The organism is Novosphingobium umbonatum, from assembly GCF_004005905.1.
Classification (GTDB): domain Bacteria; phylum Pseudomonadota; class Alphaproteobacteria; order Sphingomonadales; family Sphingomonadaceae; genus Novosphingobium; species Novosphingobium umbonatum.
Genome location: NZ_SACO01000003.1, coordinates 17,528 through 33,660, shown reverse-complemented (window position 1 = coordinate 33,660; position 16,133 = coordinate 17,528). Strand labels below are relative to the sequence as shown.

Annotated in this window: 14 protein-coding genes; 11 read left to right on the top strand and 3 right to left on the bottom strand. The window is 63.2% G+C overall.

The features are described 5' to 3' along the window. The first annotated feature begins 34 nt into the window (after positions 1–34). Together EOE18_RS04615 and EOE18_RS04610 are read left to right on the top strand one after the other, a co-directional pair. Positions 35–1,558, top strand: coding sequence for a glycerol-3-phosphate dehydrogenase (locus tag EOE18_RS04615; RefSeq protein WP_127706734.1), 1,524 nt, complete (start codon positions 35–37; stop codon positions 1,556–1,558). Positions 1,559–1,595: 37 nt separating this feature from the next. Beyond that, complete coding sequence (locus EOE18_RS04610; RefSeq protein ID WP_127706732.1) at positions 1,596–2,420, top strand: DeoR/GlpR family DNA-binding transcription regulator; 825 nt, start codon at positions 1,596–1,598, stop codon at positions 2,418–2,420. On the opposite strand, the gene EOE18_RS04605 is transcribed toward EOE18_RS04610, so the two are convergent. Beyond that, on the bottom strand, positions 2,417–3,331 hold the full coding sequence (locus EOE18_RS04605; protein ID WP_127706730.1) for a LysR family transcriptional regulator: 915 nt from the start codon (positions 3,329–3,331) through the stop codon (positions 2,417–2,419). The two genes, EOE18_RS04610 and EOE18_RS04605, sit on opposite strands and share 4 nt — an antisense overlap. Positions 3,332–3,413: 82 nt before the next feature. On the opposite strand from EOE18_RS04605, the gene EOE18_RS04600 reads away from it, so the two are divergent. From EOE18_RS04600 to EOE18_RS04560, 9 genes are all read left to right on the top strand, one after another. Continuing rightward, positions 3,414–5,405, top strand: a complete 1,992-nt coding sequence (locus EOE18_RS04600; RefSeq protein WP_127706728.1) for an FUSC family protein — start codon at positions 3,414–3,416, stop codon at positions 5,403–5,405. After that, positions 5,402–5,623: a DUF1656 domain-containing protein gene (locus tag EOE18_RS04595; protein ID WP_127706726.1), complete on the top strand. Its 222-nt coding sequence runs from the start codon at positions 5,402–5,404 to the stop codon at positions 5,621–5,623. The genes EOE18_RS04600 and EOE18_RS04595 overlap by 4 nt, the downstream gene beginning before the upstream one ends. Next, a complete protein-coding gene (locus EOE18_RS04590; protein WP_127706724.1) occupies positions 5,620–6,579 on the top strand; it encodes an HlyD family secretion protein in 960 nt (319 codons plus the stop codon). The genes EOE18_RS04595 and EOE18_RS04590 overlap by 4 nt, the downstream gene beginning before the upstream one ends. Next, positions 6,576–7,985 (top strand): efflux transporter outer membrane subunit, encoded by a 1,410-nt coding sequence (locus EOE18_RS04585; protein ID WP_246027262.1) that lies wholly within the window; start codon positions 6,576–6,578, stop codon positions 7,983–7,985. The genes EOE18_RS04590 and EOE18_RS04585 overlap by 4 nt, the downstream gene beginning before the upstream one ends. Positions 7,986–8,121: 136 nt before the next feature. Beyond that, positions 8,122–9,738, top strand: coding sequence for a putative bifunctional diguanylate cyclase/phosphodiesterase (locus tag EOE18_RS04580; RefSeq protein ID WP_127706722.1), 1,617 nt, complete (start codon positions 8,122–8,124; stop codon positions 9,736–9,738). Between the two features lie 53 nt (positions 9,739–9,791). Next, on the top strand, positions 9,792–10,601 hold the full coding sequence (dapF, locus tag EOE18_RS04575) for a diaminopimelate epimerase (protein WP_127706720.1): 810 nt from the start codon (positions 9,792–9,794) through the stop codon (positions 10,599–10,601). Further along, on the top strand, positions 10,598–11,770 hold the full coding sequence (gene mtaB, locus EOE18_RS04570; protein WP_127706718.1) for a tRNA (N(6)-L-threonylcarbamoyladenosine(37)-C(2))-methylthiotransferase MtaB: 1,173 nt from the start codon (positions 10,598–10,600) through the stop codon (positions 11,768–11,770). The genes dapF and mtaB overlap by 4 nt, the downstream gene beginning before the upstream one ends. Continuing rightward, positions 11,767–12,693 carry a signal recognition particle-docking protein FtsY gene (gene ftsY, locus EOE18_RS04565; RefSeq protein ID WP_127706716.1) on the top strand — a complete coding sequence of 309 codons (927 nt, stop codon included), beginning with the start codon at positions 11,767–11,769 and terminating at the stop codon, positions 12,691–12,693. Before mtaB ends, ftsY begins: the two co-directional genes overlap by 4 nt. After that, a complete protein-coding gene (locus EOE18_RS04560; RefSeq protein WP_127706714.1) occupies positions 12,690–13,316 on the top strand; it encodes an inner membrane-spanning protein YciB in 627 nt (208 codons plus the stop codon). Before ftsY ends, EOE18_RS04560 begins: the two co-directional genes overlap by 4 nt. Positions 13,317–13,377: 61 nt before the next feature. Here EOE18_RS04560 and EOE18_RS04555 read toward each other — a convergent pair whose 3' ends face one another. Together EOE18_RS04555 and EOE18_RS04550 are read right to left on the bottom strand one after the other, a co-directional pair. Then, positions 13,378–13,998: a superoxide dismutase gene (locus tag EOE18_RS04555; RefSeq protein ID WP_127706711.1), complete on the bottom strand. Its 621-nt coding sequence runs from the start codon at positions 13,996–13,998 to the stop codon at positions 13,378–13,380. 163 nt (positions 13,999–14,161) lie between these two features. Further along, complete coding sequence (locus EOE18_RS04550) at positions 14,162–16,105, bottom strand: potassium transporter Kup (RefSeq protein WP_425464285.1); 1,944 nt, start codon at positions 16,103–16,105, stop codon at positions 14,162–14,164. Positions 16,106–16,133 lie beyond the last annotated feature (28 nt).

Genomic DNA, 16,133 nt, shown 5'->3' with positions numbered 1-16,133 from the left:
AAGCGCGCAAAGGCCGAAAGGATAGCGAAACCCCATGGCGCATGATTCTCTGGCAAACGAAACAGGGTTTGACCTGCTGGTCATTGGCGGCGGCATCAATGGCACCGGCATTGCGCGCGATGCCGTTGGGCGCGGCCTGTCGGTGGCGCTGGTCGAGGCAGAGGATCTGGCCAGCCATACGTCTTCGGCCTCGACCAAGCTGATCCATGGCGGCCTGCGCTATCTGGAATATGGCGAATTTCGTTTGGTTCGCGAGGCGCTGATCGAGCGGGAGCGCCTACTCTCCATGGCGCCCCATATCATCTGGCCGCTGGAATTCGTGCTACCCCAGACCAATTCGCCGCGCCCTGCATGGATGGTGCGGCTTGGCCTGTTCCTCTATGACCATCTGGGCGGCCGCAAGGTTCTGCCCGCCACGCGCAGCGTTAGGCTCGACCGCGATGCGGTGGGCAACGGCCTGCGCAAGGGTAAGCCCAAGGCCTTTGTCTATTCCGACTGCTGGGTGGAAGACAGCCGCCTAGTTGTCCTGAACGCCCGCGACGCTGCCGAGCGCGGGGCAAAGATCATGACCCACACGCGCCTTGTGTCCGCCATGCGTGATGGCGATGGCTGGCTGGCCACGATAGAGGACTGCGATGGCACGCGGACCATCCGCGCCAAGGCTTTGGTCAATGCCGCCGGACCTTGGGTCGCCGATGTGCTGGGCCGCGTTTCGCAGGCCAAACAGGATCGCGGCGTGCGCCTGATCAAGGGCAGCCATATTGTTGTGCCCCGCCTGTTTGAAGGCCAGCACTCCTTCCTGCTGCAAAACCCCGACAAGCGCGTTGTCTTTGCCATCCCCTATGAAGGCGAATTCACGCTGGTGGGCACCACCGACGAGGCATGGCAAGGCGCCCCTGCCCGCGCAGAGATCGATCAGGGCGAGATCGATTATCTGCTGGCCACGGTGGCACGTTATTTCGAAAAGCCGGTGGCCCAGTCCGACATTGTCTGGACCTATTCCGGCATTCGCCCGCTGTATGATGACCATGCCACCAGCGCTTCGGCGGTGACGCGCGATTATGTGCTGGATCTGGATGGTGATGAAAGCCGCGCCCCCCTGCTCAGCGTGTTTGGGGGCAAGATCACCACCTATCGCAAGCTGGCCGAACATGCGCTGGGCAAGCTGGCCCCCTTCTTTGCGGGCAGCGATAGGCCATGGACCGCAGGGGCCACCCTGCCCGGTGGGGATATGCCTTCGGGTGACTTTGCCGCCTATGTGGCAGGTCTGCGCAGGCTTTATCCCTCGCTGGATGGCAAATTACTCAACCGTCTGGCCCGCGCCTATGGCACGCGTACGGAGCGCTTACTGGGCGATGCGCAGTCGATGCAGGATCTGGGGGAATGTTTCGGCGGCAATCTCTATGCCCGCGAGATCGACTATCTGATGGATCAGGAATGGGCGAGCGCCGCGCAGGATGTGCTCTACCGCCGCAGCAAGCTGGGCCTGCATCTGCCCAAGGATGCGGAAGCCGCCATCAACGCCTATATGGCGCAGCGTTTGAACCGCGCGGACTAGCTTGCTAAGGCCCAAGCCTGAGAGATAAAGGTCCAGCATGCAAGACGAACCGCTTCTGTCCGATCCCGTCAGCGAAGCGGTTCCCGCTGCCGCCATTGCCCAGCGCCATCGCGCCATCCTGACCATCGCGCGCGAGGCGGGCAGCGTGGAGGTGGACGATCTGGCCGAGCGGCTTGGCGTTACGCCCCAGACCATCCGCAAGGATCTGAAGATCCTGTGCAGCCAGTCGATGCTGTCGCGCGTGCATGGCGGGGCGATTGTCACCTCTGGCGTGGACAATGTCGCCTATGCCACCCGCCGCCATGTGGCCACAGGCGCCAAGGCCGCGATTGGGGCGGCGGCGGCGGCGCTGATCCCCAATGGGGCGTCGCTGTTCATCAACATCGGCACCACCACAGAAGCGGTGGCCAGCCAATTGGCGCAGCACCGCGATCTGGTGGTCATTTCGAACAATCTCAACGTCATCGACCTGCTCAATGACCATGCCAGCATCAATCTGATCTCGGTCGGTGGCCAGGTCCGCCGCAGCGACCGCGCAGTGGTGGGCGCTCTGGCCATGGAGTTCATCCGTTCCTTTAAGGTGGATTACGCCCTGATCGGCGCCTCGGCGATAGACGAGGATGGCAGCCTATTGGACTTCGCACTCGACGAAGTGAAAGTGACGCAGACCATTATCGAAAATGCGCGCAAGGTGATCCTTGTTTGCGATTCCGGTAAATTCGGCAGGCCCGCCCCGGTGCGGGTCAGCCCCTTGGCCAAGATCGACTATTTCATCACCGACCGCATGAGCGATGCCACCCTGCGCGAGGCCTGCGCCCAACATGGCGTGACCGTGATCGAAACCGATCCGGAAGACGCCTAACCCGCCAGACTGCGCCGCCCCGCCAGACTGCGCCGCAAGGTCGCCATCAACATCTGCCGCGCATGGGCGATGCGTGGCTGGCGCAAGGCACTGGGTGCCCATGCCAGATAATAGGGGTTGCCAAGGCTGCTGACCGTGGAGGGAATGCGCGCCAATTCCCCACGCGCCATCTCGGCCTCGCACAGATAGGCGGGCAGCACCGTCCAGCCAAAGCCCGCCATTAGCAATCGGCGCAGGGCGCGCAGGTCCTGCCCACTGACGGCGGGCGCGCTTTTGCGGCTTTGCATCCCGTTGGCGCGCAGCCATTCGTCCACCAATGGCCGCTCCATATTATAGGCCAGCACCGGTTCCGCCGCCACCGCCGCCGCCAGATCGGGCGCGGCCTGCAAGCGCGCCACCACTTGCGGGGCCGCCACCGCCATCACCGGTTCCTCATGGATCAACTCGCTGCGCAATCGGCGGTCGGGCATGGAAAAAGCGGAAAAACCCAGATCACTACGCCCCTCAATCAGGCTATGCTCCACCGCCTCTCGGTCCCCCGTCTGCAAACGCACGCGAATGCCGCTTTCCAGCAAGGGTACCAGTTGTGGCGCCACCACTTCGGCCAGAAAGTCGGCATGGCCGATAATCTGGATAGCTCCGGCCATATCCGATGACCGCGCCCGCGCCGCCGACAAGGCCATTTCGGCCGCATCAAGCGAATCGCCCAGATCCATCGCCAATTCATCCGCCGCCGCCGTGGGCAGCACGCCCTGCACGCTGCGGTCGAACAAGGTGCGGCCAATCGCCTCCTCCAACCCGGCAATATGTTGCGAAACCGCAGGCTGGGTCAGGTTCAGACTGCGCGCCGCAGCGCTGATCGATCCCTGACGATAGACTTCTACAAAGGTGCGCAGGCGGGAGAGGCTCATAACCACATCCATAAAATAATTTATACCATCCCGCCAGCCTGCTTGGAGGCAAAGGCCAGCCGCAAGGCCTATGGGCACGGTGATGAAACATAGTCTGGGCGCCCCCGCGCTCTATTCCATCAAAAACGCCGCTGCCGCTCTGGCCGCGCTGGGCATCAGTCTGGCGGTGGGATTGCCCATGCCGTTCTGGGCGATGACCACGGTCTATATAACCAGCAACCCCTTGGCCGGCGCGACAAGGTCCAAGGCGATCTATCGCATGCTCGGCACGTTGCTGGGCGCGGCGGTGGCGGTGATCACGGTGCCCGCACTGGTCGAATGGCCCGCGCTGCTCAGTCTGGCGCTGTCGGCGTGGTTGTGCCTGTGCCTGACGCTCTCGCTGCTGGACCGATCCCCGCGCGCCTATGTGTTGATGCTGGCAGGCTATACCGCCGCCATCATCGCCTTCCCCAGCGTGGGCCATCCCGAAGCGGTGTTCGACAATGCCGTCGCGCGCGTTACCGAAATCGTACTCGGCATCTCCTGCGCGGCGGTGGCGCATAGTGTGTTTTGGCCCACATCGGTGGGGGAGAGACTGTCGCCCAAGCTGGACGCATGGCTCGGCGATGCAGAACATTGGCTGCGCGATGTGATGGCGGGGAATGACAAGCACGATCGCGACCGGCGCAAGCTGGCCGTCGATGCGGTGGAATGCATGATCCTATCCACCCATATCCCCTATGACACGTCCCATTGGCGCGAGGCGACCGGCAGCGTGCAGGCCCTGCTCTATCGCATCCTGCTGCTGCTGCCTTTGCTCTCCGGCCTGTCGGACCGGCGGCAAGTGCTGGGCCGCGACCTGTCGCTGGAGGAGGCCAATGGCCGGGCAACGGCTTGGCTGGATGGCGGATTGCCGATGGGAGCCATCCCCGATGTGGCCGAAGCCGCGCCTTCGGGCAAAGGCTGGGGCGATTTGCTGCGCGAAAGCTATCTGGTGCGGCTGGAGCAGGCCTGCCACGTGCTGGGCGAGGCGCGGCAATTGCATCAAGCCCTGCTCCAGCCGCATCATCGCGCGCCCGAAGGTCTGACCGACACCCGACTTCCCTTGCGCCTGCATAGCGATCCGGGGCTGGCTCTGTTGTCCGGTCTGGCGGCGGGCCTGTCCTTGCTGCTGGTCTGCTTGTTCTGGGTGATGACCGGATGGCCCGATGGTGCGGGAGCGGCTGCTCTGGTCGGCGTGTTCTGCTGTCTGTTTGCCGCGATGGATAATCCGGTGCCCGCCATCCTCGGCTTTGGCGGCGCGATTGTCGGGGCAGTGCCACTGGCGGGGCTCTATCTGTTCGTGATCCTGCCGCAGATTGATGGCTTTGTGGAACTCTCGCTGGTGTTGCTGCCGCCTATGCTAGTGCTGGGCATGATCATGCCCCATCCCCGCTATGGCCTGCTGGCCGTCGCCTTCCTGATGGGTTTTTTCAGCGCTCTGGCCATTCAGGCACAGTTTTCGGCCGATTTCGCCCGCTTCATCAACACCAATGTTGGCCAGATCATCGGCGTATTGGTCGCCGCTGGCGTAACCGCGACCTTCCGCACAATGGGGGCCGATGCCTCGGTGCGCCGCCTGATGCGTAGCCTGCGCGGCGATCTGGCCACTTTGGCCAAGGCGCAAAAGCCGGTTGATCCCGCCGCCACTCTGGCCCGCGCCACCGATCAATTGGCGTTGATCAGCCAGCGTCTGGGCGCGCCCAGCGTCGAGGCCGACACCAGCTTGCGCGAGGTCCGCATGGCAATGAACCTTGCCACATTGGGTCAGGCCCGTGCCAAGGCCGAGCCTGCTTTGGCAGGGGCGCTGTCCGCCATGATGGCCACCGCCGCCGATCATTTCGATAGCAGCGCCGCCCTTGCATCACCGCCGCATGATTTGTGCGATAGCATTGACGCCGCCCTGCGCCTGACGCTGCATGGCGCGGCGCCCTCCACCGGTCCGCATGGCGCGTTGATCGGCAGCGATCCGGCCACCACCCGCGCCGCTTTGGTGGCGCTACGCCGCAATCTGTTCCCCCACGCCCCCGCCTTTGCACCGGACATCGCCCCATGATCCCCGAATATGCCATAGGCAGCATCACCGTCGCCAATGCCCCTTTGACCGCCACGGTGGCTTTTCTGATCGCATTGGTCATCCACCGCCTTCTGGTCGCTTTGCGGTTTTATCGCTTCGTCTGGCATCCGGTGCTGTTTGATACCGCGCTGTTCATCCTGATCTGGGCGCTGATCGTGCTTTCCCCTGTTAATCCGTTCCAAGGACTCCTGTCATGAATGCCACAATCGCCACCTCTTTGCGCTATGCACTGACCGGAACGATGGTGGTGGCTGCCGGTTGGGCCAGCCTTGCCCTGTGGCGCCATTATGACGCCGATCCATGGACCCGTGACGGGCGGGTGCGCGCCGAAGTGGTGCAAGTGGCGCCCGATGTGGCCGGATTGGTCACGCGGGTATTGGTCGGCCATGACCAGCAAGTGCATCGCGGCGATATTCTGTTCGAGATTGATCGCCCCCGCTATCAACTGGCCCTGTCCGAGGCCGAGGCCAGTCTGGTCCGCGCACAGGCCAGCGTGCAGCGCGCCGCCGCCGCCATCACCCGCGCGCAAGCCAATCTGGCGCAAAGCCGCCGCGAAGCCAGCCGTGACCGTGGGCTTGGCAATCTGGTCGCCGCCGAAACCACAGAGCAGAGCGAGACCAAACAGGCCGACGCGCAGGCCAGCCTTGCCGAAGCCCGCGCCGCGCAGGCCGAGGCGCAGGCGCAAGTGTTGCTGGCGCGGCAGGCCCGCGATTTGGCCCGCCTCAATCTGGAGCGCACCAGCGTGCGCGCGCCCATTGATGGCCAACTGTCCGACATGAGCCTGCGCCCCGGCAATTATGTCGCGCCGGGCAAGCCGGTGCTAGCGCTGGTCGATAGTGCCTCTCTGCGCGTTGAGGGCTATTTTGAGGAAACCAAGCTGCCCCAACTCCATGTCGGCCAACAGGCCACCATCCGCCTGATGGGCGAGGCTCAGGTGCTGCATGGCCATGTCACCTCAATCGCCGGCGCGATCGAGGATCATGACCGCACCGGATCGCCCAATCTTTTGCCCGCCATCAACCCCAGTTTCAGCTGGGTGCGTCTGGCGCAGCGGGTGCCGGTGCGGATCGCGCTGGACCATCCGCCCGCTGGCGTCGCGTTGATCGCGGGGCGCACCGCCACGGTCACGCTGGACAAGGGAGGGCAAAAGTGAAGCGCCGCCTTGCCCTGTTGTTCATGCCGCTAATGCTGGCGGGCTGCGCCGCCGTGGGGCCGGATTATCATGTCCCGCCCAAAGCCGCGATTAACGCCTCCACCGCACAGGGCGCATTTCGGGAGGCGCGCGCGCGAACCTCGGGCGATCCCCTGCCCGCGCGCTGGTGGCATCTCTATGACGATCCAGTGCTGGATAGGTTGGAAGAACAAGCCTTAGCCGCCAACACCGACCTTCGCACCGCCGCCGCCCATCTGGCGCAGGCAGGCAGCGTGACCGCCGTGGCCGAGGGGGCCAAGGAAGTGGAATTTGGCGCCAGCCTTGGTGTGCAAAGGGCGCGGCTTTCGGCCGAATCCTATCTGAAGGATGAAACGCTTCCCGTGTTCAATCTGGGCAGCGCCAGTGCGACCATGTCCTATCAAGTCGACCTGTTCGGCCGCATCCGCCGCAGCGTCGAGGCCGCCAAGGCGGACGAGGAAGCGAGCGAGGCGACTTTGGGCGCGGTGGGCGTGACGGTCGCCGCCCAAGTGGCGCGGGCCTATGTGGCGCAATGTTCCGCCTCCGAAGCGCAGGGCCTGTTGCAGCAACAGGTGGCGCGGCAAGAGGAAGCCTTGAGCGCGGTGCGGCGTCTGGCGCAGGCCGGTCGTTTGCCACAGGGCGATGTCACGCGCATGGAACTGCGACTGGCGCAGGCGCAGGCCGCATTGGCACCGCAACAGGCGCGATCCCGCGCCGCGCTTTACCAACTGGCCTATCTGCTGGGCCGTGCGCCCGCCGATTACCCGCGTGAGGCAGAGACATGCCACGCCATTCCGCAATTACGCCAAGCCTTGCCCACCGGCGATGGTGCGGCGCTGCTCCGCCGCCGCCCCGATATTCGCGCCGCCGAAAGGCAGTTGGCCGCCGCCACGGCGCGCATTGGCGTGGCCACGGCTGACCTCTATCCGCAAATCGGGCTGGGCCTGTCGGGCGGCTCGATCGGCCTGTTGCAGGATTTGGGGCAAGGCGTGGCCAATATGTGGAGCCTTGGCTCGCTGATCCGGTGGAACATCCCTTCGGGCGGCGCCCGCGCCAAGGTGCAAGTGGCGCGCGCAGGGGCCGATGTGGCGTTGGCCCGTTTCGACGGGGTGGTGCTGGCTGCCCTGCGCGAGACGGAAACCGCGCTGTCCACCTATGCGCAGGACCATGAACGCCACGCCGCTTTGCAACGAGCCATGGCGGCGGCGGATCTGTCCTTGCAGGAGACGGTGACGCTGCGCCGTGCAGGTAAAGCCCCCCTGCTGGCCGATCTGGGCGAGCAGCAAAATGCGTTAATGGCCCGCTCTGCCGAGCAATCTGCGCGGGAAAATCTGGCGCAGGACCAGATAAACCTGTTTCTGGCCCTTGGCGGAGGATGGCAAAATTAACCATAGCATCCAGATATTTCCGGCAAAAATCCGGCATTTCCCTTAAAGATGGGAACCAAAACTTCCGTCATTTTACCCTATCGTTAACCAAAATTTAGACACCTCTTCCTAAGCAGGCAGAAGAGGGACCCTATCTATGCCGACTGCCGATGACATATCCACCAACCCCCATGCCAAGCGAGCCTTGGGCATGTCCATGGCCAGCGCGCTGATGGCGCTGGTCTTTGCGGGTTTGCTGGTGATGGATGCCTTTCTGGCGTGGCAGGGGAAACTGGCCCCGTTGGTGGCCGTGACGGCGGGTTGTGTTCTGTTGGTCGGTTTGCTGCTGCTGGGCTGGCGGCATTATGCCTCGCTGCGCCGCGCCTTGCGTCAGGGGCAGGAAGCCGAGGCCCGCGCGCAAAGCCAGAGCCAGCGTGACGCGCTGACCGGTTGCCTGTCGCGCCATGCGATTGCGCCCCATGCCGATGCCTTGCTGGCGCAGGCCCGCGCACAGGGGCTGGCGGTGGCCTATCTGGTACTGGACATTGCCAAGTTCAAACATTTCAACGACGCCCATGGCATCGAGCGCGGCGATGCCGTTCTGGTGGAATTGACGCGCCAAATCCGCGCCGCCCTGCCCGCCGATGGCTTGCTGGCGCGACTGGGGGGCGATGAATTTGCTCTGGTCGTGCCCTTTGCGCCGCAACAGCCGCAAGCGATTGAGCGCATCATCGACCAGATCACCTCCGGCATGCGTACCCCCACGATGGCCAGCCTTGGCGCGCAGGAACTGGCGCTGGCCTTTGGCATTGCCCGCAGCGATGACTGCAACGATCCCGCGCGCCTGCCTGACGCGGCCATGCTGCTGCACCGCGCCGATATTGCCCATATGCAGGCCAAGAAAGCTGGCAACGCTCCCGTCCAATGGTTTTACAACGCCTTGGAGGCCGAACTTCGCTATCGCTGCGAAATGGAAATGGCCCTGCGTGATGCCGTGGCCAAGGACGCGCTGGAACCCTATTACGAACAGCAGGTCGATCTGGACAGCGGCGAGATCCGTGGCTTTGAAATGCTGGCCCGTTGGCATTCCTCGCAATTCGGCCAAGTGCCGCCCGACATCTTCATCGCCATCGCCGAAGAAACCGGCCTGATCGATCGCCTGTCCGAACAATTGATCGCCAAGGCCCTGCGCCATGCCGCCAGCTGGGCGCCGCATCTGACGCTCTCGGTCAATATTTCGCCGGTGCAGATGCGTGACCCGTGGTTTGCGCAAAAGCTGCTGAAAATGCTGGTGGCCGCCAATTTCCCGCCGCAGCGCCTGGAAGTGGAAATCACCGAAAGCGGGCTGCACCAGAATATTGCCATGGCCCATGCCTTGGTGACATCTTTGCGCAATCAGGGCATCAAGGTCACGCTGGATGATTTCGGCACCGGCTATTCCTCGCTGGGCCAATTGCGCCGCCTGCCGTTTGACCGGATCAAGATCGACCGCAGCTTCGTGATGGCCATGGGCGAGGATGCCAATTGCCGCGTAATTGTCGAAGCCATCGCCCTACTGGGGCGCGGGCTTGGCCTGCCGGTGATTGCCGAGGGAATCGAAACCCCCGCCATGCTCGACAGCCTGCGCGGGATGGGTGATTTCAAAGGTCAGGGCTATCTCTATGGCCGCCCGCAAAACGCCACCACCACCCATGCGTTGCTGGCCGAACGCGGCCTGTTGATCGACGCGCCGGAGCAGGCCGAAGAACCAGCCCCCCTGCGCCACAGCGCCTGATTCGCGCACTTCAGGGGTGGACCTGCGGCCCCAAGCGGCATAGAGCGCAGCCCATGCAAGTTCCTTTCGTCAAGATGCACGGGCTGGGTAATGACTTCGTGGTGCTGGACGGGCGTGTATCGCCCCTGCCGCCCATGGATGCCGCCTTGGCCAGCGCCCTCGCCCACCGCCATCTGGGCATTGGTTGCGACCAACTGGTCGTGCTGGAGCCTTCCAGCGTGGCCGATTTCAAGGCGCGCTTTTTCAACGCCGATGGCAGCGAAAGCGGCGCTTGCGGCAATGCCAGTCGTGCGATTGGCCTGCTGCATGGGCAGCCCGCGCGGATCGAGACTTTGGGCGGTATCCTGCATGCCACGCCGACCGATGCCGGCATCAGCGTCGATATGGGCGAGCCACGCTTTGACTGGGACGCGATTCCGCTGGCCTATGCGATGGACACGTTGACCATGCCGGTGGGCTGGGAAGAGCTGGACGGGCCCACTGCCGTCAATGTCGGCAATCCGCATGTCATCTTTTTTACGCCCGATTGCCATGCCGTGCCGATGGACCGACTTGGCCCGATTATCGAGCATGATCCGCTGTTCCCCGAAAGGGTGAACGTCAACGTGGCCACTGTGGAGTCGCGCAGCGCCATCCGCCTGCGCGTGTGGGAACGCGGGGCGGGGCTGACTTTGGCTTGCGGCACGGGCGCTTGCGCTACGGCGGTAGGCGCTATGCGGCGCGGGTTGGTGGACCGCGATGTGCGCGTCACCCTGCCCGGCGGTACATTGCGCATTCAATGGGGCGCGGATAATCGCATCACCATGACCGGCCCTGCCACCGAGAGCTTCCGCGGCAGCTTCGAGCTTGCCAATTATCGATGAGTGTAGAAGTCGTCTCCCTTGGCTGCCGGATGAATCTGGCGGAAAGCGAGCAGATGCAGGCGATGCTGGCGCGTGAGGAAGGGTTGGTGGTCATCAACTCCTGCGCGGTGACGGCCGAGGCCCTGCGCCAGACCCGCCAAGCCATCCGCCGCGCCCGCCGCGCCAACCCTTCCGCGCGCCTGCTGGTCACCGGCTGCGCGGCAGAGATCGAACGCGAGGCAATTGCCGCCATGCCCGAGGTGGATGGCTTAATCGCCAATGCGGCCAAGCTGGATGCTCGCTCGTGGAATGTGGCGCAAGTGCCCGTACTGGCCGCGCGCTCGGCGGAACATACGCGCGCCTTTGTGGCGGTGCAGAACGGGTGTGACCATGCCTGCACCTTCTGCATCATTCCGCAGGGGCGCGGGCCCAGCCGCTCCACCCCCATCGCGCAAGTGGTGAGCCAAGTGCGCGCCCATGTAGAGGCGGGCGTGGGCGAAGTGGTGCTGACCGGCGTGGACCTGACATCCTGGGGGCAGGATTTGGGGCTGGGCCTTGGCGTGCTGGTCGAGGCGATCCTGCGCGATGTGCCCGAATTGTCGCGCCTGCGCCTGTCCTCGGTCGACGGGGTGGAAATGGACCCGCTGCTGATCGAATTGATGGCCAGCGAGGCGCGGCTGATGCCGCATCTGCACCTGTCGCTCCAGCATGGGCATGATCTGATCCTCAAACGCATGAAGCGCCGCCATAGCCGCGCCGATGCCATCGCTTTGGTGGCTGGCCTGAAAAGCCGCCGCCCCGATCTGGCGATTGGCGCGGATATTATCGCCGGTTTCCCCACCGAAGATGAGGAAGCCCACGCGGCCAATCTGTCGATCATTGCCGAACTGGGCATCGTGCATGGCCATATCTTCCCCTATTCCCCCCGCCCCGGCACGCCCGCCGCGCGTATGCCACAAGTTGACCGCGCCACGGTGCTGGCCCGCGCCGCATCCCTGCGTGAAGCAGTAGCGCGGGAACGTCACGCCTGGCTCTCCAGCCTGATCGGCCAGCCCCAACGCGTGTTGGCCGAGCGCGATGGCACGGGCCACGCCGAAAATTTCGCTGGCATCCGCCTGCCGCAAGGCACAGAGCGCGGCCAGATCATCACCATAATCCCGACAGTGCTTAACGAAGGAATGCTGGCATGAGTGCCGATAGTTGGTCCGACCGCTTGCTGGGCGGCTTTGCCAAAACCACCGAGCGTTTGACGGGCAATCTGAGCGGATTGATCGGCGGTGGACGCCTGAGCGAAGACCAGCTCGACGATCTGGAAGATGCGCTGATCCTGTCGGACCTTGGCCCGCGCGCCGCTGCCCGCATCCGTGCGCGTCTGGCCGAGACCAAGTTTGAAAAAGGCGCCGACGAGGCCGCCATCCGCGCCGCCGTGGCCGAGGAAATTGCCGCCATCCTGCGCCCCGTGGCCAAGCCTTTGGACATCACCGCCTTCCCCCGCCCGCATGTGGTGCTGGTAATCGGCGTGAATGGCAGCGGCAAAACCACCACCATCGCCAAGCTGGCCCATCTCTATCAGGAGCAGGATTATGCGGTGATGCTGGCGGCGGGCGATACATTCCGCGCGGCGGCTATCGGGCAATTGGCGGTCTGGGCCGACCGTTTGGGCGTGCCGATCGTGCGCGGGCCTGAAGGCGGCGATCCGGCCAGCGTGGTGTTTGACGCGGTCAAGGCCGCGACCGACAAGGGCACCGATGCGCTGATCGTCGACACGGCGGGCCGACTGCACAATAAGCGCGAGTTGATGGACGAGCTGGCCAAGATCCGCCGCGTGCTGGGCCGGTTGAACCCTGCCGCACCGCATGATGTGGTGCTGGTGCTGGACGCCACCAATGGCCAGAACGCCCTGTCGCAGATCGAGATTTTCAAGGAAGTGGCGGGCGTGACCGGCCTTGTCATGACCAAGCTGGACGGCACCGCGCGCGGCGGCGTGCTCGTCGCGGCGGCAGAGCAATATGGCCTGCCGATCCATGCCATCGGCGTGGGCGAGCGTATTGACGACCTGCGCCCGTTTGACCCCGATCTGGTGGCGCGTGTGATTGCAGGTGTGGCCGCATGACCAAAAAGAAGAAGTCGGGCGCCCTCAGCCTGCTGATCGATTACGGGCCGATGCTGGCCTTTTTCCTCGCCTATCGCGCTTGGCGCCCCGCCCCGGGCAGCGAGGGCGTGGGCGATGTGGTGGCGGTGACCAAGAGCACGATGGTGTTCATGGTGGCGACTTTAATCGCGCTGGTGGTGTCGAAATGGCGCTTGGGGCGGATTGCACCGATGCTGTGGCTGTCGAGCGGGCTGGTGGTGTTTTTCGGCGGGCTGACCGTGCTGCTCCATGATGCGACATGGGTGCAGATCAAGCCGACGGCGATCTATCTCGCCAGTGGCCTTGCTCTGCTGATCGGCCTTATGCGCGGCCATGCCCTGCTCAAAATCCTGCTGGAGGATGCTTTTGCAGGCCTGTCGGATGAAGGCTGGCGCAAGCTGTCGCGCAATTGGGGCTGGTTCTTTCTAGTGCTGGCCGCGATGAACGAGGGCGCGCGTTACCTCTATAATCAGGCGAACCACAATTTCGACACATGGCTGGCGCTGAAGCTCTATCTGTTCATGCCGCTAAGCTTCATCTTCACTTTTGCCAATATGCCGATGTTACTCAAACATGGCTTGGGCAAAGAGGAAGAGGCCGAATAAGAAAAAGGCGCTGGTGGATCAACACCAGCGCCTTTTCTTTAGGCCATCTCAGCCAGCAGAATTAGCTCTGCTGATCCGCGCGCGAGGCGCCTTCGCCGTCGAGGTTGGCGGCGACGAAATCCCAGTTGATGTGGTTCAGCAGCGCGTCCAGATAGTTGGGGCGCGCATTGCGATAATCGACGTAATAGGCGTGTTCCCAGACGTCGAGCGTGAACAGCGGCTTCACGCCTTCATAGGCCACGGGGGTGTCGGCGTCGTGGTAAGACGTCACCTTCAGCTTGCCGTCTTCCAGCACCAGCCAGCCCCAGCCGCTGGCGAAATGGCCAGCGCTTTCAGCCTTGATCGCGGCCTTGAACGCATCCACGCCGCCCAGATCTTCGTTGATCTTGGCCAGCAGTTCGCCGGTGGGCTCGCTGGCCACGGGCGACAGGCCCAGCCAGTAGAAAGTGTGGTTCCAGATCTGGGCCGAAGCGTTGAACAGCTTCTTGTTGCCGGCAGCCTTGGCGGCAGCGATCACTTCCAGCAGGCTCTTGCCTTCCAGACCGGCGGCGGCCAGCTGGTCATTGGCCTGGGTCACATAGGCGTTGTGATGCTTGCCATGGTGATAGTCGAAGGTTTCGGGCGAGATGACCGTACCAAAGGCATCCTTGGCATAGGGCAGTTCGGGCAGAGTGAAGGCCATGACTTTCTCCTGTATTTCACGAATCCCTTCACGGGGGATTGGCTTGTCATATGGGGAAGGAAGCGCGGATCGACCAGTGTGAACAGGTGAAAAAATCTCGACCCTGCAAAGAGAAGCTTTCCACGCGAAAAGGGCGGGAAGGTTTCCCTCCCCGCCCCCTTGATCAGATTTCCACCTGACTGCCCAGTTCCACCACGCGGTTGACTGGCAATCGGAAGAACTCCATCGCGCTAGCCGCGTTGCGCATCATCCATGCAAACAACTTTTCGCGCCAGATCGCCATACCCGGCTTGGACGAAGCGATCAAAGTCTGGCGCGAGAGGAAGAAGCTGGTCTTCATCATGTCGATCGATTCGCCCCCCAGCGTCACGCCTTTCAGCGCGGCGGGCACATCGGTTTCCTCAAGGAAGCCAAAGCGGATCATCATTTTGTAAAAGCCGTTGCCGAAATCCTTGACCGTCACACGGTCGGCCTCATCCACCATCGGCACGTCCTGAATGGCAATGGTCATCACCACCACGCGCTCATGCAGCACCTTGTTATGCTTGATGTTGTGCAACAAAGCCGAGGGCACACCGCCCTGCGTCGAGGACATGAAGATCGCCGTGCCTGCCACGCGGGTGGCGCTGGAATGGGCGCTCTTGGCAAAGATTTCGAAGGGGATGGTGCCTTCGGCCATGGTCTGGCGCATCAGGGCGCGACCCTTGGACCAGGTGGTCAGCAGGGTGAAGATGAAAAGACCCATCACCAGAGGCACCCAGCCACCATCGGGAATCTTGGTCAGATTGGCCGAAAGGTAACCGAAATCCAGCGCGAAGAACAAAGCCAGCAGCGGCAGCGCCAGCCACTTGCTCCACTTCCACACGATGAACAGCATCACCGCCAGCAGGAAATTGTCGATCATCATCGCGCCCGTCACCGCAATACCATAGGCAGCGGTCAGGTTCGACGATTGCTTGAACACCAGCACCAGCAGGATCACCGCGATCATCAAGGCCCAGTTGATGACGGGGATGTAGATCTGCCCCGCATTCACGCTGGTATATTTGATCGACATGCGCGGGATAAAGCCCAGCTGGATCGCCTGTTGCGTGACCGAGAATGCACCGGTGATCACCGCCTGACTGGCGATAACGGCCGCGATGCTGGCCAGACCCAGCAAGGGCCACTGGAACCATTCGGGCGCCAGAAAATAGAACGGGCTGACCAGCGCATCAGGCTGACGGATCAGCAGCGAGGCCTGCCCCAGATAGTTGAGCACCAGCGAGGGCAGCACAATCGCCAGCCAAGACAGGCGAATCGGCGAGCGGCCAAAGTGCCCCATATCGGCATAAAGTGCCTCGGCACCGGTCACCGCCAGCACAGCCGCGCCCATGGCCAGAAAACCGCGCATTGGGTCGGCGACAAACAGGGCCACCGCATGATGCGGGCTGAGCGCCATGATCACGCCGGGCATTTCCATGATGGACAACAGGCCCAGCACCGAGATGACGCCGAAATAGAGCACCATCACCGGACCAAAGAAGGACGCCACCCGCGCCGTACCTCGGCTCTGGATAAAGAACAGGAACACCAGAATGCCCACCACCATCGGCACCACGGCGGGGGCCATCAGCGGTTCGTAAACCGCTAGACCCTCGATCGCGCTCATCACCGAAACGGCAGGGGTGATCATGCTGTCGCCATAGAACAGCGAGGTGGCAAACACGCCCAGCAGCACAATGCCCGCCGACCAGCGCTTGCCAGAAATATGCTGGTTCACCAAAGCCAGCAGCGCCAGCGAGCCGCCCTCGCCCTTGTTATCGGCGCGCATGATGACCGAGACATATTTGACCGTCACAATCACCATCATCGACCAGAACATCAGGCTGACGATGCCGAAAATATGCAGCACATCCAAAGGCAGCTTGTGATGGCCTGCAAATGTATCGCGCATGGCGTAGAGCGGACTGGTGCCGATATCGCCGAACACCACCCCCATGGCACCCACGGCCAGCTTTACCAGCCCCCCGTGGTGACCACCATGATGTTCATTATGCGATGAATTTTCGGAATGAGCGGCGGTGCCTTCGTTGGAAGGCTCTACCGGCGATGCCACGGATTGCATGTGACTTATGCCCCTGAGTCGCCGCAAA

Coding starts and splice junctions, on each gene's coding strand:
- EOE18_RS04615 (WP_127706734.1), top strand. CDS start 35: ATGGCGCATGATTCTCTGGCAAACGAAACAGGGTTTGACCTGCTGGTC.
- EOE18_RS04610 (WP_127706732.1), top strand. CDS start 1,596: ATGCAAGACGAACCGCTTCTGTCCGATCCCGTCAGCGAAGCGGTTCCC.
- EOE18_RS04605 (WP_127706730.1), bottom strand. CDS start 3,331: ATGAGCCTCTCCCGCCTGCGCACCTTTGTAGAAGTCTATCGTCAGGGA.
- EOE18_RS04600 (WP_127706728.1), top strand. CDS start 3,414: ATGAAACATAGTCTGGGCGCCCCCGCGCTCTATTCCATCAAAAACGCC.
- EOE18_RS04595 (WP_127706726.1), top strand. CDS start 5,402: ATGATCCCCGAATATGCCATAGGCAGCATCACCGTCGCCAATGCCCCT.
- EOE18_RS04590 (WP_127706724.1), top strand. CDS start 5,620: ATGAATGCCACAATCGCCACCTCTTTGCGCTATGCACTGACCGGAACG.
- EOE18_RS04580 (WP_127706722.1), top strand. CDS start 8,122: ATGCCGACTGCCGATGACATATCCACCAACCCCCATGCCAAGCGAGCC.
- dapF (WP_127706720.1), top strand. CDS start 9,792: ATGCAAGTTCCTTTCGTCAAGATGCACGGGCTGGGTAATGACTTCGTG.
- mtaB (WP_127706718.1), top strand. CDS start 10,598: ATGAGTGTAGAAGTCGTCTCCCTTGGCTGCCGGATGAATCTGGCGGAA.
- ftsY (WP_127706716.1), top strand. CDS start 11,767: ATGAGTGCCGATAGTTGGTCCGACCGCTTGCTGGGCGGCTTTGCCAAA.
- EOE18_RS04560 (WP_127706714.1), top strand. CDS start 12,690: ATGACCAAAAAGAAGAAGTCGGGCGCCCTCAGCCTGCTGATCGATTAC.
- EOE18_RS04555 (WP_127706711.1), bottom strand. CDS start 13,998: ATGGCCTTCACTCTGCCCGAACTGCCCTATGCCAAGGATGCCTTTGGT.
- EOE18_RS04550 (WP_425464285.1), bottom strand. CDS start 16,105: ATGCAATCCGTGGCATCGCCGGTAGAGCCTTCCAACGAAGGCACCGCC.